Annotated in this window: 12 protein-coding genes; 8 read left to right on the top strand and 4 right to left on the bottom strand. The window is 60.1% G+C overall.

Annotation, left to right across the window (positions count from 1 at the left end):
- Window positions 1–6: 6 nt before the first annotated feature.
- The 7 genes from HMPREF3130_RS02405 to HMPREF3130_RS02435 all read left to right on the top strand — a co-directional run bounded on the left by HMPREF3130_RS02405 (window position 7) and on the right by HMPREF3130_RS02435 (window position 8,979).
- Complete coding sequence (locus HMPREF3130_RS02405) at window positions 7–2,622, top strand: glycoside hydrolase family 65 protein (protein WP_070429266.1); 2,616 nt, start codon at window positions 7–9, stop codon at window positions 2,620–2,622.
- A gap of 414 nt (window positions 2,623–3,036) precedes the next feature.
- Entirely contained in the window at window positions 3,037–3,777 is a 741-nt protein-coding gene (locus tag HMPREF3130_RS02410) for a succinate dehydrogenase cytochrome b subunit (protein WP_049189509.1), read from the top strand.
- A 19-nt stretch (window positions 3,778–3,796) separates the two neighbouring features.
- Window positions 3,797–5,815 carry a fumarate reductase/succinate dehydrogenase flavoprotein subunit gene (locus HMPREF3130_RS02415; protein ID WP_016421965.1) on the top strand — a complete coding sequence of 673 codons (2,019 nt, stop codon included), beginning with the start codon at window positions 3,797–3,799 and terminating at the stop codon, window positions 5,813–5,815.
- Window positions 5,815–6,564 carry a succinate dehydrogenase/fumarate reductase iron-sulfur subunit gene (locus HMPREF3130_RS02420; protein WP_005511353.1) on the top strand — a complete coding sequence of 250 codons (750 nt, stop codon included), beginning with the start codon at window positions 5,815–5,817 and terminating at the stop codon, window positions 6,562–6,564. The genes HMPREF3130_RS02415 and HMPREF3130_RS02420 overlap by 1 nt, the downstream gene beginning before the upstream one ends.
- A 40-nt stretch (window positions 6,565–6,604) precedes the next feature.
- On the top strand, window positions 6,605–7,003 hold the full coding sequence (locus HMPREF3130_RS02425) for a hypothetical protein (protein ID WP_070429267.1): 399 nt from the start codon (window positions 6,605–6,607) through the stop codon (window positions 7,001–7,003).
- A 190-nt stretch (window positions 7,004–7,193) separates the two neighbouring features.
- The gene (locus tag HMPREF3130_RS02430; protein ID WP_070429268.1) at window positions 7,194–8,543 is read left to right on the top strand and encodes a DUF445 domain-containing protein; all 1,350 of its coding nucleotides are present in this window, start codon (window positions 7,194–7,196) and stop codon (window positions 8,541–8,543) included.
- A gap of 124 nt (window positions 8,544–8,667) precedes the next feature.
- Window positions 8,668–8,979, top strand: coding sequence for a DUF2516 family protein (locus HMPREF3130_RS02435; protein WP_042388363.1), 312 nt, complete (start codon window positions 8,668–8,670; stop codon window positions 8,977–8,979).
- A 182-nt stretch (window positions 8,980–9,161) separates the two neighbouring features.
- On the opposite strand, the gene purU is transcribed toward HMPREF3130_RS02435, so the two are convergent.
- The 3 genes from purU to HMPREF3130_RS02450 form a co-directional block, all read right to left on the bottom strand.
- A complete protein-coding gene (gene purU, locus HMPREF3130_RS02440; protein WP_016421970.1) occupies window positions 9,162–10,067 on the bottom strand; it encodes a formyltetrahydrofolate deformylase in 906 nt (301 codons plus the stop codon).
- Window positions 10,068–10,084: 17 nt separating this feature from the next.
- Window positions 10,085–10,855 carry an LmeA family phospholipid-binding protein gene (locus HMPREF3130_RS02445; RefSeq protein WP_070429269.1) on the bottom strand — a complete coding sequence of 257 codons (771 nt, stop codon included), beginning with the start codon at window positions 10,853–10,855 and terminating at the stop codon, window positions 10,085–10,087.
- A gap of 97 nt (window positions 10,856–10,952) precedes the next feature.
- The gene (locus HMPREF3130_RS02450) at window positions 10,953–11,450 is read right to left on the bottom strand and encodes a DUF2505 domain-containing protein (protein ID WP_049192975.1); all 498 of its coding nucleotides are present in this window, start codon (window positions 11,448–11,450) and stop codon (window positions 10,953–10,955) included.
- A gap of 85 nt (window positions 11,451–11,535) precedes the next feature.
- On the opposite strand from HMPREF3130_RS02450, the gene HMPREF3130_RS02455 reads away from it, so the two are divergent.
- Window positions 11,536–12,711 (top strand): UDP-N-acetylmuramate dehydrogenase, encoded by a 1,176-nt coding sequence (locus HMPREF3130_RS02455; protein ID WP_070429289.1) that lies wholly within the window; start codon window positions 11,536–11,538, stop codon window positions 12,709–12,711.
- 286 nt (window positions 12,712–12,997) lie between these two features.
- Here the strand turns inward: HMPREF3130_RS02455 and HMPREF3130_RS02460 are convergent, their stop codons facing one another.
- Entirely contained in the window at window positions 12,998–14,833 is a 1,836-nt protein-coding gene (locus tag HMPREF3130_RS02460) for a long-chain-fatty-acid--CoA ligase (protein ID WP_080969550.1), read from the bottom strand.
- Window positions 14,834–14,995 lie beyond the last annotated feature (162 nt).

Consider the following 14,995-nt stretch of genomic DNA (forward strand, 5'->3'; position numbering starts at 1 on the left):
TGACAAATGGCTGAGACAAAACCGGAAGGCATCATGGCCAACGATTCGACCACGGCGGCAGTCGACGAGACCGAGCGTGTGATTCCGCAGGGGCAGGGTCACGACGCGGAGACCGCCGAAGCTGAAAAACAGGAGGAGACGGTGTCCCCAGTTCGTCGTAAGCAGCGTCGTAACTTCCCGGCGGATCGTGCGGATAAGCACCACCACCTTGTAAATGCCGAGGGACTCATGGACCGAGACATCACTCCGGTCGATGAGTGGCGTCTGATTGAGACGAAGCCGAACGGCCTCCCGCTCGGTTTGGGCGAGACGCTGTTTGCGCTGTCGAACGGGTACATCGGCATGCGTGGCAACCCGCCGGAGGGCCGTGACTCCAGTGAGCACGGCACTTATATCAACGGTCTGCATGAGACCTGGCCGATTAGGCACGCCGAGGACGCCTACGGCCTAGCCCGTCAGGGGCAGACGATTGCCAATGCTCCGGACGCCAAGGCAATGCGTCTCTACATTGACGATGAGCCCCTGCGTCTCGGCAATGCTGAGGTCAGCGACTACGAACGTAGCCTGGATTTCCGCGAGGGTGTGCTGCGTCGTCGGTTCATTTGGCGCACCCCGGGTGGCAAGCGCGTTCGCGTCACCTCTGAGCGCATGGTGTCTTTCCAGGAAAAGCATGTCGCCGCGATGAGTCTGGAAGTCGAGCTGCTGGATGCGGATGCTGCGGTGATGATTAACTCGCAGATCCTCAACCGCCAGGACGGCGAGGACGAATACCACGATGCCGCTAAGGCGCAGGGCACCGAACTGGATCCCCGTCGCGCCGAGGCGCTGGAAGACCGCGTTCTCATTCCGGCATTTCAGTCGGAATCGGCGCATGGGCAGCGCTCGACGCTGGGCTACCGCTGCGCGAACTCCGGTATGACCGTGGCCACCTCCATGGACCACACCTTTACTGTCCGCACTCCCGACGGCACGGAGCCGTTCGTAGAGATTTCGCAGTCGACCGAGCCGGATGTGGCCAGCTCCCTGTTCAACCTGGATGCGCCGGTCGGCACTGTCATACGCCTGGAGAAGCTGGTCGCGTACCACTCCTCCCGCAAGGTGCGTGCCGAAGAGCTGGCATTCCGCTGTGAGCGCACCCTGAACCGCGTCGGCCGCATCGGCATGCTGGGGCTGATGGAGAACCAGGAGGAGTGGCTCGAACGCTTCTGGGAGCGCTCTGACGTGGTCATTTACAATCAGCCGGAGATTCAGCAGGCAGTGCGCTGGAACATTTGGCAGATTATCCAGGCCGCCGCCCGCGCCGAATTCCAAGGCGTCCCGGCCAAGGGAATGACCGGCACCGGCTACGGCGGCCACTATTTCTGGGACACGGAAATCTACGTGACCCCATTCCTTACCTATACGTCGCCGCAGTTTTCGCGCAATGCCATGCGTTTCCGCTGGGACATGCTCGAAGCCGCGTGGGCGCGTGCCGACGAACTGGCGCACGACGGTGCCCTCTTCCCGTGGCGCACCATCAATGGTCAGGAGTCCTCGGCCTACTTTGAGGCCGGCACGGCGCAGTACCACATCGATGCGGACATCGTGTACGCGATGATGAAGTACGTCTATGCCTCCGGTGATGAGGAGTTCCTGCTCAAGGAGGGCGCGGATCTGTTGCTCGGCACGGCCAGGTTTTGGATGTCGCTGGGCTTCTTCGATGCCGAGCAGCGAGAGTTCCAAATTCACAGCGTCACCGGTCCAGATGAGTACAACACGGTGGTGAACAACAACCTGTACACCAACGTGATGGCGCAGTATAACCTGCGGGTTGCTGCGGACGTCGTCAAGCAGATGAAGCGCGATCGCCCTGCTGCCTATCGCGAACTGACCAACCGCTTCGACCTCACCGAGCGCGAGGTTGAAGAATGGGAGCAGGCCGCTGAGGCGATGTACATCCCGTTCGATGAGAAGCTCGGCATTCACCCTCAGGATGACCAGTTCCTGCTGCGTAAGCGCTGGAATCTCGACGATCCCGAGGTTGGCCCGCTACGCCCGCTGCTGCTGCATTACCACCCGCTGACGATTTACCGTCACCAGGTCATTAAGCAGGCGGACGTCGTCCTCGCACTGTTCCTCATGGGCAATCGCTTTACGACGGAACAAAAGCGCGCAGACTACATGTATTACGATCCGCTCACCACTGGTGATTCCTCGCTGTCCGCAGTTGTGCAGTCCATTGTTGCGGCCGAGTTGGGCTTGCAGGAGCAGGCAATGGACTTCTTCCTGCGTGGGCTCTATGTGGATTTGGCGAACTTGCACGGCAACGCTGCCGATGGTGTTCACGTTGCATCTGCCGGTGGTGTGTGGCAGTCCCTGGTCTATGGATTCGGTGGTTTCCGCGATCATGACGGCCGCTACAGTATTGATCCGCGTCTGCCGGAGGACTGGAGTGGTCTGACATACCGAGTCACTATTCGAGGTTGTCGTATCCGAGTGACGGTGCGCGGCCGCACGGTGGAAGTCGTCCTGGAGGAGGGTGACCACCAGGTTGGGCCGATTATGGTCGCAGGCCATGAGGTGATCGTTGGTCCGGAGCCGTTGACCGTGGTGATGGCGAACTCGGATCAGGGCGAGGATTAGCCGGACGGCTTCGGCTGCACACGGCGCCAATGGGGGGGATTGCCTGTTGGGGGTGGCTGTTTGGGCCGTTGGGGAATTGGGCAGGGGTAAAAATAAAGAATTTCGCAACATAATTATTGAGTATTAAATCCGTCCACCTGAGAAAAGTGGGCGGTTTTTTTATTTTCGTGCTATTTATGTTGCGTTATTAGTCGGTTTGGGCGGGTGAAAAATCGGCAAAAGTCGGGGTAGGCGCGTTTTTATGGTGGGGGAGAGGGTTTATGCAGCGACAACCTCAGAAGCGGCTAAAATGCGATAACCTGAGAAAAGGCGGAGAAAAGGCCTAGGTAACCTGTGAAAATCCCCACCCAAAAGGGGGAAAAATGTTTACCAGGCGCTGTGTGACTTTAGAGTGAATATGACACTGGAGGTGCCATGACTGTTAAAAGTTCAAACCGTGACGCAATCGCGCACGGCAAAATTAATGTAGAACCGCTGCGCGAGCAGCCTAAATACCCTTCGTGGGCTCTGAAGCTGACCATGGCCGTCACTGGCGTGCTGTTTGGCCTCTTCGTTATTGTCCACATGCTGGGTAACCTGAAGATTTTCGCTGGCGAGGAAGACTTCAACGCATACGCGACCTTCCTGCGCACTGTCGGTGCTCCGGCAGTTCCGAACGAGGGCATTCTGTGGATTTTCCGCATTGTCCTGCTGGTAGCTATTGTCCTGCACATTTTCGGTGGCCTCACCCTGGCTGCACGTGCTAAGCAGTCCCGCGGCAAGTTCCGCCGTCAGGGCATGGTGTCCAGCTGGAACACCTTTACCGCACGTTCGATGGTGATCACCGGCATCGTGCTGCTGGCCTTCATCATCTTCCACCTGCTGGACCTGACCATCGGCGCTGGCGTTGCTCCGTCTTCTTTCGAGCACGGTGAGGCATACCAGAACGTGGTTGCGTCCTTCTCGCGTCCGGGTGTTGTTGTTTGGTACATCATTGCGCAGCTTGCTCTGCTGCTGCACCTGTCCCACGGTCTGTGGACCGCTACTTCCGACCTCGGTATCACCGGTAAGCGCTGGCGCAAGGTTCTGCTGTTCCTGTCCGGCCTGCTGCCGCTGCTGGTTGTTGTCGGCAACATCTTCATCCCAGTCGCCGTCCTGACCGGTCTGGTCTCGTAGGTCGAGGAGGAAATTTACTATGACTAACACTGAAGCAACCGTCGCTGCGGACTTCCGCGCGCCGGAAAGCGCTGTCGACGGGGTCAAGATCGGCAAGGTTCTGTCCGATAACTCCCCGGGTGACAAGGTCTCCATGAAGGACCACTGGCAGTACCAGAAGGATCATGCCAACCTGGTCTCGCCGCTGAACCGTCGTAAGTTCCGCGTCATGGTCGTCGGTACCGGCCTGGCTGGCGGCGCTGCCGCTGCTGCGCTCGGCGAGCTCGGCTACGACGTGCAGGTTTTCACCTACCACGACGCTCCGCGCCGTGCGCACTCCATTGCTGCACAGGGTGGTGTCAACTCCGCTCGCGGTAAGAAGGTCGACAACGACGGCGCTTACCGCCACGTCAAGGACACCGTTAAGGGCGGCGACTACCGCTGCCGCGAGAACGACTGCTGGCGTCTGGCTGTCGAGTCCGTCCGCGTCATCGACCACCTGAATGCAATCGGTGCTCCGTTCGCTCGCGAGTACGGCGGTACCCTGGCAACCCGTTCCTTCGGTGGTGTGCAGGTCTCCCGTACGTACTACACCCGTGGTCAGACGGGTCAGCAGCTGCAGCTGTCGACTACCTCGGCTCTGCAGCGTCAGATCGGTCTCGGCAACGTCGAGATCTTCACCCACAACGAGCTGGTTGACATCATCGTCGCCGACGGCCGTTGCCAGGGTGCCATCATGCGTAACCTCATCAATGGTGAGCTGACCGTTCACACTGCTCACGCAGTTATTCTGGCTACCGGCGGTTACGGCAACGTCTACCACATGTCCACGCTGGCCAAGAACTCCAACGCTTCGGCCATCATGCGTGCATACGATCAGGGTGCTTACTTCGCATCCCCGTCCTTCATCCAGTTCCACCCGACCGGTCTTCCGGTCAACGCGCACTGGCAGTCGAAGACCATTCTGATGTCCGAGTCCCTGCGTAACGACGCACGTATTTGGACCCCGAAGAAGAAGGGCGACGAGCGCCCGGCCAACGACATCCCGGAAGACGAGCGCGACTACTTCCTGGAGCGTCGCTACCCGGCATTCGGTAACCTCGTCCCGCGTGACGTCGCTTCCCGTGCCAACTCTCAGCAGATTAACGCCGGCTACGGTGTTGGCCCGCTGAAGAACTCCGTCTACCTGGATCTGCGTGACGCAATTGAGCGCCTGGGCCAGCCGGTCATCAAGGAACGCTACTCGAACCTGATTCAGATGTACGAAGAGGCAATCGGTGAGGACCCGTACAAGGTTCCAATGCGTATTGCTCCGACCTGCCACTTCACCATGGGCGGCCTGTGGTCTGACTTCAACCAGATGACCTCCATCCCGGGTCTGTTCACCGGTGGCGAGGCATCCTGGACCTACCACGGTGCAAACCGTCTTGGTGCAAACTCCCTGCTGTCCGGTTCGGTCGACGGTTGGTTCACCCTGCCGTTCACCATTCCGAACTACCTCGGCCCGCTGCTCGGTACCGACCGCCTGGCTGAGGATGCTCCGGAGGCCAAGGAAGCACTGGACCGCGCTCAGGCTCGCCTGGACAAGCTGATGAGCATCCAGGGCAAGCACGGCGCTGAGTACTTCCACCGTCAGCTCGGTGAGATTCTCTACCGCGACTGTGGTGTGGCCCGTAACAAGGAAGACCTGGCTCGCGGTATCGAGGAGATCCGCGAACTGCGTAAGGCATTCTGGTCTGACCTGTTCATCCCGGGTGAGCCGAACGAGATGAACCAGCAGCTCGAGTACGCTAACCGCGTTGCTGACTACATCGACCTCGGTGAGCTCATGTGTGTCGACGCCCTCGACCGCGATGAGTCCTGTGGTGCTCACTACCGCGATGACCACATCTCCGAAGATGGCGAGGCAGAGCGCGATGACGCTAACTGGTGCTTCGTTTCCGCATGGGAGCGAGGCAACAATGGTCCTGCATGGGATCAGTCCGGTCACGAATTCATTCGCCACGCCGAGCCGCTCACCTTCGAAGCCGTCCCGCTCATGACAAGGAACTACAAGTAATGAAACTGCACCTTGAAATCTGGCGCCAAGCAGGTCCGAACGTCGAGGGACACTTTGAATCCGTTGACGTTGACGACGCCGTCGCAGAGATGTCGATCCTGGAGCTGCTTGACCACGTCAACTCCAAGTACGTCGAGTCCGGCAAGGAGCCGTTCGCGTTCGCATCTGACTGCCGTGAGGGTATCTGTGGTACCTGTGGTCTGAACGTCAACGGTCGTCCGCACGGCCCGGGCCAGAACACCCCGACCTGTCAGCAGCGTCTGCACCAGTTCAACGATGGTGACACCCTGAAGATCGAGCCGATGCGCTCCGCCGCATACCCGGTCATCAAGGACATGGTCGTTGACCGCTCCGCTCTGGACCGTGTCCTCGAGCAGGGTGGCTACGTCTCCATCAACGCTGGTACCGCTCCGGATGCAGATACTCTGCACCTGAACCACGAGACCGCTGAGTTCGCACTTGACCACGCAGCCTGCATCGGCTGTGGTGCTTGTGTCGCAGCTTGCCCGAACGGTGCTGCACACCTGTTCACCGGCGCAAAGCTGGTTCACCTCTCCCTGGTCCCGCTGGGTAAGGAAGAGCGTGGCAAGCGTGCTCGCAAGATGGTTGACGAGGTCGAAGGCACCTTCGGTCCGTGCTCTCTCTATGGTGAATGTGCTGACGTCTGCCCGGCAGGTATCCCGCTGACTGCGGTTGCCGCCGTTACCAAGGAACGAGCTCGTTCGTTCTTCCGCGGTAAGGACGACTAAACTCTTTCTCGATTAGAGTTTTCCAGAAGGGACATAGATTATGGCGAATGCAGTCAAGCGTTACCAGGGCGAAGAGCACTTCGTCGACGGTTACGTGCCTCAGAGCATGAATGCCGAATACTCCTCGCTTCACAAGAGCATTACCTGGATTGGCATGGGACTCATGCTCGCCTCTCTGGCGGCTTGGGGCACCTTCATTTTCGGTCTCGCAACGACCGTTTTTGCCGACCAGACTACTGCCTCTCACAGCAACGGTTTCCTGGCTAAGGATGCCGCCAACTACACCGACTACACCGGTGGTTGGAACTTCGACGGCAGCGTGTTCATGTGGGCTGGCCTGGTTGTCGCACTGGTTATGGTTATTGCAGGTCTGGCCTGCATCTCCATCGGTCGTCGTGACTACAAGGCTTACCGAAAGGAATTCGGCACTCACCACTAAAGGCTTGCCCCAGTTTAAAGGGGCTCGCCTTTAGGCGGATGCAACGCTAGCCTTTTGAACTAGCACCTCCACAGTTGATGCCACTGTGCACAGTGCGCTGGGGTAGGGAAGTACTGAGAAGTACCTCTCTCACCAACAGCGGACTGCGGCGCGGTGGCATTTTCGCGTTTTCGGCGCCTAATCTATACACATGGATAACAACCCCGCTAAGCTCCCGGCAGCTGTAGATACGGTCTCGGGCCGTCTCGAAGTTCCCGGGCCATCACCAGAGGTTGAGGCGGAAAAACGTGCGCAACTGCGTAAGGCCAAGGCCTTCGCTACGATGCTGCTGGTCATCGCAACCGCTGTGTATTTCACATGCCGCGGTATTGAGTCTTCACACTTATCCGCAGGCGAAGTTGTGCCCGCGTGGGTGGGCTACGTTCGCGCTGCTTCTGAGGCCGGCATGGTCGGTGCCCTCGCCGACTGGTTCGCAGTCGTAGCTCTGTTCCGCCACCCGCTCGGCATTCCTATCCCACACACCGCTATCGTCCGCCGCAAGAAGGATCAGGTCGGTGAGTCTCTGGCGCAGTTCGTCGGAGACAACTTCCTGAACCCCGCTTTGATTGTGGACAAGGTGCGTAAGGCAGAGATTCCTGAGCGTATCGGCGAATGGCTGGTAGCGCCGGGAAACGCCGACAAAGTGTCAGCAGAGGTCGGTAAGTTCACCGGAAATGTGCTGGAGGCGATTAATCCTGACGATGCCGCCGCAGTGCTGAAGTCAGCAGTCATCGACGAAGTTGCGGCCCCGGAGTGGGGACCACCAGCGGGTAAGGTTCTCGAGCAGCTCATCGAAGAGGGGCGCACCGAGCCTATTGTCCAGCAGATGGCTGAGTGGCTGCACCGGAAGTCGCTGGGCTCGCAGAATCTTATCGACCGCCTCGTCGGAGAGCGTGCCCCATCCTGGGCGCCGAGCTTTGTCAACGATCTCATCGGCGACAAGGTCTATCGCGAGCTGGTTGATTGGACCTGGCAGGTGCAGCATGACCCTAAGCACGACGCGCGCCTGGCGCTCCACCGCTTCCTCACGCAGCTCGCCGTTGATTTGCAGAACGACGAGAAGACCATCGCCAAGGTCGAAGAAATTAAGACTGACATTCTTTCGTCCGCCGCTGTCACACAGGCACCGGCGAAGATTTGGGCATCAACATCCGCAAAGCTTGTCGACGCTGCCCGCGACCCGGACTCCCTGCTCCGTCGGAAGGTCTCGGAAACGGCCGCCCGCTACGGCGAGCGAATCCAGTCCGATCCTGAGTTGCGCAAACGAATGGACCGCCGTCTGGAAGCGGCTGTCGTCTTCATCGCTGAGAACTACGCGGGCGAGATTACCTCGATCATTTCCGAGACCGTCGAGCGTTGGGACGCCGATGAGGCTTCCGACAAGATTGAACTGATGGTCGGTCGCGATCTGCAGTTCATTCGCGTTAACGGCACTGTTGTCGGATCACTGGCCGGTTTGGCTATTTACACCCTGTCGACCTTGGTGTTTGGGGCTATTTAGCAGCACAACCCAGCACATCAGACCGTGTGCGTTAGCATGTAAAAAGCAATGCATCCCTGTTAAAGGAGTTGTTCCCCCGGTGCGCCTGTTACCATCTTTGCCCAGTCTTGCGGATTCGCCGCTGATGGCAATTTCCGTCTATGTGGACGTCCTGTTTCAGTTCGCCATTCCGTTTGTCATCGGCATCTTGGCGCTAATCGGTGCGGTGCTTGTCATCACCACCCGCGCGGATGCCTTTGACGCTGCAGACCGCAAGAGCCGCAACGTCTGGGCCGGCATGCTGGTCGGTTCGGCTATCTTCCTACTCCTGCCGTGGCTGGGCTGGGCAATGCTGGGCATCCCGCTGATTGCCGGACTAGTCATCACGGGGATTTACTGGTTGGATGTTCGCCCACAGATCAAGGACATTTTGTCGAACGCACAGGGCGGTTATTAGTCCCGGGCGGGTGTTAGTCCAGGGCGGGTGTTAGCCCGCACAACTGAGAAAGTGTCTGGGTTTATGACAGTTTCTGGGTGAAAAACCCGGTGATTTTGTCATAAACCCAGACACTTTCTTTCTGGGGGAGGGGATAGGGATAGGTCTGGCTCCCCGAAAACCTACTGGAACGCCACGGTAACCTACTGGAACACCACGGTGCGGTTGCCGTAAACCTGCACACGGTCCTCCAGGTGCCAGCGCAAACCGCGGGCGAGGACCTGCTTCTCCGCATCGCGACCTTCACGCTGCATGTCCGCAGCGGTGTATTTGTGGGAGACACGCATGACGTCCTGCTCAATAATCGGACCATCGTCGAGGTCCTCAGTGGCGTAGTGGCAGGTGGCACCGATGAGCTTCACACCACGTCGATAAGCCTGCAGATACGGGCGCGCGCCCATGAACGACGGCAGGAAGCTGTGGTGGATATTGATTGCGCGGCCTTCCCACTTCTCGCACAGATCCGGCGGCAGAATCTGCATGAAACGTGCGAGCACGATGGCATCCGGGTTTTCGGCGTCGACAATCTCGGCGACCTCATCGAATGCCTTACGCTTGCCGACGGCATCCTTGGGGAAGGGCACATGGTGGAAGGGAATGTCATACGCTGCGACCAGTGGCTCCAGATCGCGGTGGTTACCAATTACTGCAGCGATTTCCATCGGATAGTCGGACTGTGCGACGCGGCCGAGCAGATCCTGCAGGCAGTGGCCTTCCTTGGTCACCAGGATGACAGCGCGCTTCGGGACAGCGTTGTCGGTGACCTTCCAGCGGACCTCAGGGCCCCAATCACCGACGAGCTCGGCGAATTTCTCGCGCAGCTCTTCTACCGTCAGGTCGAGCGCGTCGGCGCGGACCGCCTGGCGAGTGAAAAACCATCCGGTCTCCGGGTCGGAGAAGAAGTCCGCTTCGGTAATCCACGCACCAATGTCGGACAGGAAGGTCGACAGGGTGGAAACGATACCGGTACGGTCTGGACAGCCGAGCGAGAAGATGTACTGGCGCTCGGTGGGAGTACCGCTATTTGCGGTGATGAGAGAGCGAGTCATTCTCGGTATCTTACCTGCTAGCTAAAGGTAAGTTCGCTCACGGTCGACAAAGGCAGATTTGCGCCCGTCAGCGTCAACGCCAGGCCCTCCCCGGTGACGTGCGCTTCCTCCACCTGCATACCGTGGCCGATATCGTAGCTCAACAGCGTACCGCTCGCTTCTCCCAGCCAGCCGGCCAGGCCATCGAGGTTTAAGCCGAGGATTGAGCCGCCCTCCAAGTTGATTTCGATATGGCCGCCGTTGGCAATCGGGCGGAATTTGGAGGTCGCAAATCCGGAGGCGAATTCAATGTTGAACAGGCCTTCGTCCGGCAACGGCGTGATTGTGGAAGCGCGTACACCGCTTTCCCGGTTAATTAGCGCCTGCAGCAGCTGAGGTGGGATTGTGACGTCTACTCGCAGCGACTCTGCGGTCGGATCCGCACGATTGCTCAGATCCACGTTTTCCAGGTGCACTTCCGCTGCCGGGTCACCGTTGATCTCCGGTGCGCTACCCAGCGCTTCCGGGTTCTTGACCTCCAGTGTGTTCGGAGTGGACAGATCCATCGAGGGCACTGACTTGGTGGCCAAGGCGAGCAGCATCGGGCGGGTGCCGAAAGAAACCTTGGGGTCTTCAGTGACCGTCGCACCACGCTCTTCGGCGGAGGTGCGGTAGCCGTCGGAAATCTCCTTGCTCACGAACATCCGGACGCCGATTTCGCCGGCAATCGCAATGAGTGCCACCACGATGATGACACCGAGGACGGTGGGCAGGACTTTGACGCTCGACGAGCGTTTAGCAGAACTCATGGTTCCCAGTCTTGCTTAACGACGGCTCCGTCGCTACCACCTTTCTTCGCCCGGGTGTCCGCCCCCGGTGCCGCCTCGGTGTGCCCCGCTGCGCAACCTACTTAGTGACGTAGTCCGCCAGCACAGCGGTCTCAGCGTTGAGGACGCGCTCCAGGTACGGAGCTGCCTTCTCCTCGAGCTTGCCACCGAGCAGCGGCACGTTGATGGCGAACTCGGAGTTGGTGGTCAGCACGGAACCTTCACCCTGGGCGGTGAGCTTCTGGGACGCACTGAAGGACGCCGGTACGCCCGAAGCTTCTGTGGTCAAAGTAGAGGTCGCGCCGTCGTCGTTAAGCGGGCTGATGACGAACGTGCGCGTCATGCCGACCCCGGACTTGACGAACTTCTGTGCCTGCGCCGGAATCTTGTCAGCAGAGACGGTCTGGCGAATCACGACGGTGGTGCCAGCGTCGGTGGTCTCGAACTTTTCCACCTTGCCGTCAGCTGCCGAGAAACGGTTTGCGACCTTCTCCCAGAAACCGGCGTCGGTGAGGGCCTCGTAAACCTTCTCAATCGGCTGGTCGAAGTTGACGGTGTGCGTGTTAGTCGTACTCATGCGCTTGATGATACGTAATTTGCACTACGCTAGGGGCGTGGAAAATCTCGACCAATCGCCGAACCCAATTCACCTGACCTCCGACATGGAAGAAGCCATCGATGGGCTTGCGGGGCTAGAGGGGGTGGAGCTCAGCACGCATACCGCTTTCGCGGATTTGACGACGCTCCGCCTTGGCGGGGTGCCACGCGCGGTCGTGCGGTGCAACACGACGGACGCTGTGGTCGATGTTGTACGCACGCTTGACGACGCTAACGTGCCCCTCCTCATCGTGGGAGGCGGATCCAACCTGGTGGTGGCCGATGAACTCGAGCCGCTGGTGGCTGTGGTGATCGAGGCCGACAACGTGACCATGAGCACTCGCGGACACGGGCTGGAGTCCGTGTCGGCAATCGTGGAGGCCGAGGCCGGTGCGGTCTGGGACGAGGTCGTGGAGATGAGTGTCGACGCAGGTTTTGGCGGCCTTGAATGCCTGTCGGGTATTCCGGGATCGGCCGGAGCCACTCCGGTGCAGAACGTTGGCGCCTACGGTGCTGAGGTGTCGCAGGTCCTGGACTCGGTGCAGCTTTACGATCGCGCAACCGGCTCGGTCGAGTGGGTGGAACCGGAGTCTCTCGACCTTTCCTACCGCTACTCGAACCTGAAGTTCACCGCACGGGCAGTGGTGCTGGCCGTGCGGTTCGAGCTCAGTGTGGATGGCATGTCCGCGCCACTTCGCTATGGCGAACTGGCGCGGCGCCTGGGCGTCGACGAGGCCGAGGCTGCGGCTGGCGAGATTCGCAGGCCGGCTGAGTTGGTGCGCGAAAAGGTGCTTGAGCTGCGCCGGGGCAAGGGCATGGTGCTCGAAGATGCTGACCGCGATACCTGGTCGGCGGGTTCTTTCTTTACCAACCCGATCATTCCGGAGAACTCGGTGGAGGCCGTGCGTGCAAAGGTTGCCGCGCTGCGTGGGGCCGATGAGGCCGCGAATATGCCCGCATTCCCCGCTGGCCCCGGCCACGAGGGAGCCGTGAAGCTCTCGGCGGCGTGGCTTATCGAGCGCGCCGGGTTCCCCAAGGGCTACCCCGGTGACGGTGCGCCCGCGCGACTGTCGACTAAGCACACTCTTGCCCTGACCAACCGCGGGGAGTCCGGCGACGGTACGCCTACGACCGCCGCCGACTTGGTGGCTTTGGCGCGTGATGTGCGCGCTGGCGTGGAAAAGGCCTTCGGCGTGACCCTGGTGCCCGAGCCGGTGTGGGTCGGCGTGAGCATCGACTAGGCCCGCGGCGGGTGGCTGATGGCCAGTGGGGGGCGGACTGGAGAGGCTAGCGTGCCTGATGGGACTGGCGGGGCCGCTGAGTAGTCCTCAGTTTGCGCTCCCGGGCCTTCTCCCAATGGGGAGATAAAGAAAGTGACTAGGTTTATGACATGTGAATATTATTCACCCTCAGTTTTTTGTCATAAACCTAGTCACTAAGTCTGGGGGGGGGGAGCCGGGGTCCGCCTTAAAGGGATAGGAGCCCGCTCTACTCAGGCCCCTATCCCAACTACAAAACCACCGTGAACTAATGGTGCTTGCGGTGGGAAAGCGAATCGACGCTCTGGCCCTTCTGCTCCAGCTGCGTGAGCAGCACGTCGCGGACATCGCGGCGGCGGACCTTGCCCATCTGGTCGCGAGGTAGTTCCTCCAGGTGGAAGAATGCGCGCGGCACCTTGTACCGGGTCAGGTTGTCGTAGCAGTGGTCGCGGTAGGCGTCGGAATCCAGTCGGGCGTAGTCAGCAAGGGTGATGGCGGCCACGACCATCTCGGAGCCGTCACTCTTCGGCAGGCCGACGACCGTGGCATCGGTGATGTCCGGGTGGGAGAGCAGTACTTCCTCGACCTCGGCCGGGTAGACATTGAAGCCACCGGTGATGATGACCTCCTTGATGCGGGCAACCAGCTTGATGAAGCCGTCCGACTCCATGACTCCGACATCGCCGGTGCGGTACCAACGGTCGCCAGCGGGAAGCTCAGCAGGCCCATCGGTGAAGGACTTCTCCGTTGCCTCCGGGAGGTTGAGATAACCGGCGAAAACCTGTGGGCCTCGGACGATGACCTCGCCCTCCTCGCCGTCAGCGCGGAGTTTGGTGGGATTTTCGGGGTCAACGATGGCAACCTCGGTGTCGGGGAATGGCAGGCCAACGTAGCCCGGGCGGCGGTTGCCGTCCATCGGGTTGCCGACGATAATCGGTGACGTTTCGGTGAGGCCGTAGCCTTCGACAAGGCGCCCGCCAGTGAGTTTCTCCCACTTCTGCACAAGGGAAACCGGCAGGGTAGCAGCACCGCAGAAGGCGAACTTCACGCCGGAGAGGTCGACATTATCGCGCTCGGCGGCTTCGACAATCTTCTCGTAGAGAGTCGGCACACCAGGCACCCATGTCGGGCGATTGTTCTTCATCACCTTCATAATCAGCGGAATCTCCGGTGCCGGCACCAGCACCAGTTCAGCGCCAATCAGCATGGACAAGTTGGTGACAATGGTCAGGCCGTAGGCATGGAACATCGGCAGAACACCGAGGGAGATCTCCCGCTCCTTGCCAAGGCCCGGCACCCAGGCCTTGCCCTGCAGAATGTTGGCTACCAACCCCTGGTGACTCAACTGCGCGCCCTTTGGCGAGCCCGTGGTGCCAGAGGTGTACATCATCACTGCAGTGTCATCGGCAGTGATGGATTCATCGGCCTGGAGGTCGTGGCCGTCTCCGCCGACGGCGTCGTGAAGCAAAGCGTCAAAACCCATGACCTGCGGTGCGGAGGAGTGCAGCTTAGCGCGGGCGGCGCGGAGTTTCGGCAGCGGGATCGACAGGGCGGTGCGCATGACAAACGGCAGGTCCTGCAGCATATTGACCGCGATGATGGTCTCGAGCGGGGTGTTGTTGCGGAGGTCCTCAAGTACGGGGACGATCTTGTCCCAGCAGATGGCAAAGCGGGCGCCGTGGTCGTTGAATGGGTGGCGCAGTTCGTGGGCGGTGTAGAGGGGGTTGTGCTCTACGGCAACAGCGCCGAGGTGCAGAACTGCCCAGTAGGCGATGACGTGCTGCGGGCAGTTCGGCATGAGCAGTGCCACGCGATCGCCTTTGCGTACGCCAAGTGCGCGCAGGCCGGCGGCAACGCTGCGAACCTTGGCATCCAGCTCGGCGTAGGAGGTGGAGCGACCGAAGAAGGTCAATGCCTTGCGGCGCGGGTGGTTGCTCAGAGTGTGGCGGTAGACGTCTAGGAGGGTGTCGAAGTTGTAGTCGATGTGGGGTGGGGTCCACTCCGGATACAGGTTCAGCCAGGCCTTGGAGGCCGCAGCGTTGGGTGTGGAACCGTGAGCTGGGGCAGAGTCATTTGCAGCGTGTGAGCTGGATGTATCGGCCATGGGATCCTCCTAGGTTTTTGTTTATCGCCTGACTATGTCGTGAGGTGATAATAACCTACGACGTAGTAGGTATCGACCTCTATTGTGCCGTACGTCGCACTGCGATGCCGGAATTCCTATACACGTATTTGAGGTACTCATTTGCGGGGTTGCCCCTGGCGT

Source organism: Corynebacterium sp. HMSC14B06 (assembly GCF_001807075.1).
Taxonomy (GTDB): Bacteria; Actinomycetota; Actinomycetes; order Mycobacteriales; family Mycobacteriaceae; genus Corynebacterium; species Corynebacterium jeikeium_D.

What these genes read in the sequence shown, in the direction of transcription:
- HMPREF3130_RS02435 (WP_042388363.1), top strand. Translation starts at nt 8,668, where the DNA reads ATGGCAATTTCCGTCTATGTGGACGTCCTGTTTCAGTTCGCCATTCCG.
- HMPREF3130_RS02455 (WP_070429289.1), top strand. Translation starts at nt 11,536, where the DNA reads ATGGAAGAAGCCATCGATGGGCTTGCGGGGCTAGAGGGGGTGGAGCTC.
- HMPREF3130_RS02430 (WP_070429268.1), top strand. Translation starts at nt 7,194, where the DNA reads ATGGATAACAACCCCGCTAAGCTCCCGGCAGCTGTAGATACGGTCTCG.
- HMPREF3130_RS02420 (WP_005511353.1), top strand. Translation starts at nt 5,815, where the DNA reads ATGAAACTGCACCTTGAAATCTGGCGCCAAGCAGGTCCGAACGTCGAG.
- HMPREF3130_RS02405 (WP_070429266.1), top strand. Translation starts at nt 7, where the DNA reads ATGGCTGAGACAAAACCGGAAGGCATCATGGCCAACGATTCGACCACG.
- purU (WP_016421970.1), bottom strand. Translation starts at nt 10,067, where the DNA reads ATGACTCGCTCTCTCATCACCGCAAATAGCGGTACTCCCACCGAGCGC.
- HMPREF3130_RS02415 (WP_016421965.1), top strand. Translation starts at nt 3,797, where the DNA reads ATGACTAACACTGAAGCAACCGTCGCTGCGGACTTCCGCGCGCCGGAA.
- HMPREF3130_RS02425 (WP_070429267.1), top strand. Translation starts at nt 6,605, where the DNA reads ATGGCGAATGCAGTCAAGCGTTACCAGGGCGAAGAGCACTTCGTCGAC.
- HMPREF3130_RS02445 (WP_070429269.1), bottom strand. Translation starts at nt 10,855, where the DNA reads ATGAGTTCTGCTAAACGCTCGTCGAGCGTCAAAGTCCTGCCCACCGTC.
- HMPREF3130_RS02410 (WP_049189509.1), top strand. Translation starts at nt 3,037, where the DNA reads ATGACTGTTAAAAGTTCAAACCGTGACGCAATCGCGCACGGCAAAATT.
- HMPREF3130_RS02450 (WP_049192975.1), bottom strand. Translation starts at nt 11,450, where the DNA reads ATGAGTACGACTAACACGCACACCGTCAACTTCGACCAGCCGATTGAG.
- HMPREF3130_RS02460 (WP_080969550.1), bottom strand. Translation starts at nt 14,833, where the DNA reads ATGGCCGATACATCCAGCTCACACGCTGCAAATGACTCTGCCCCAGCT.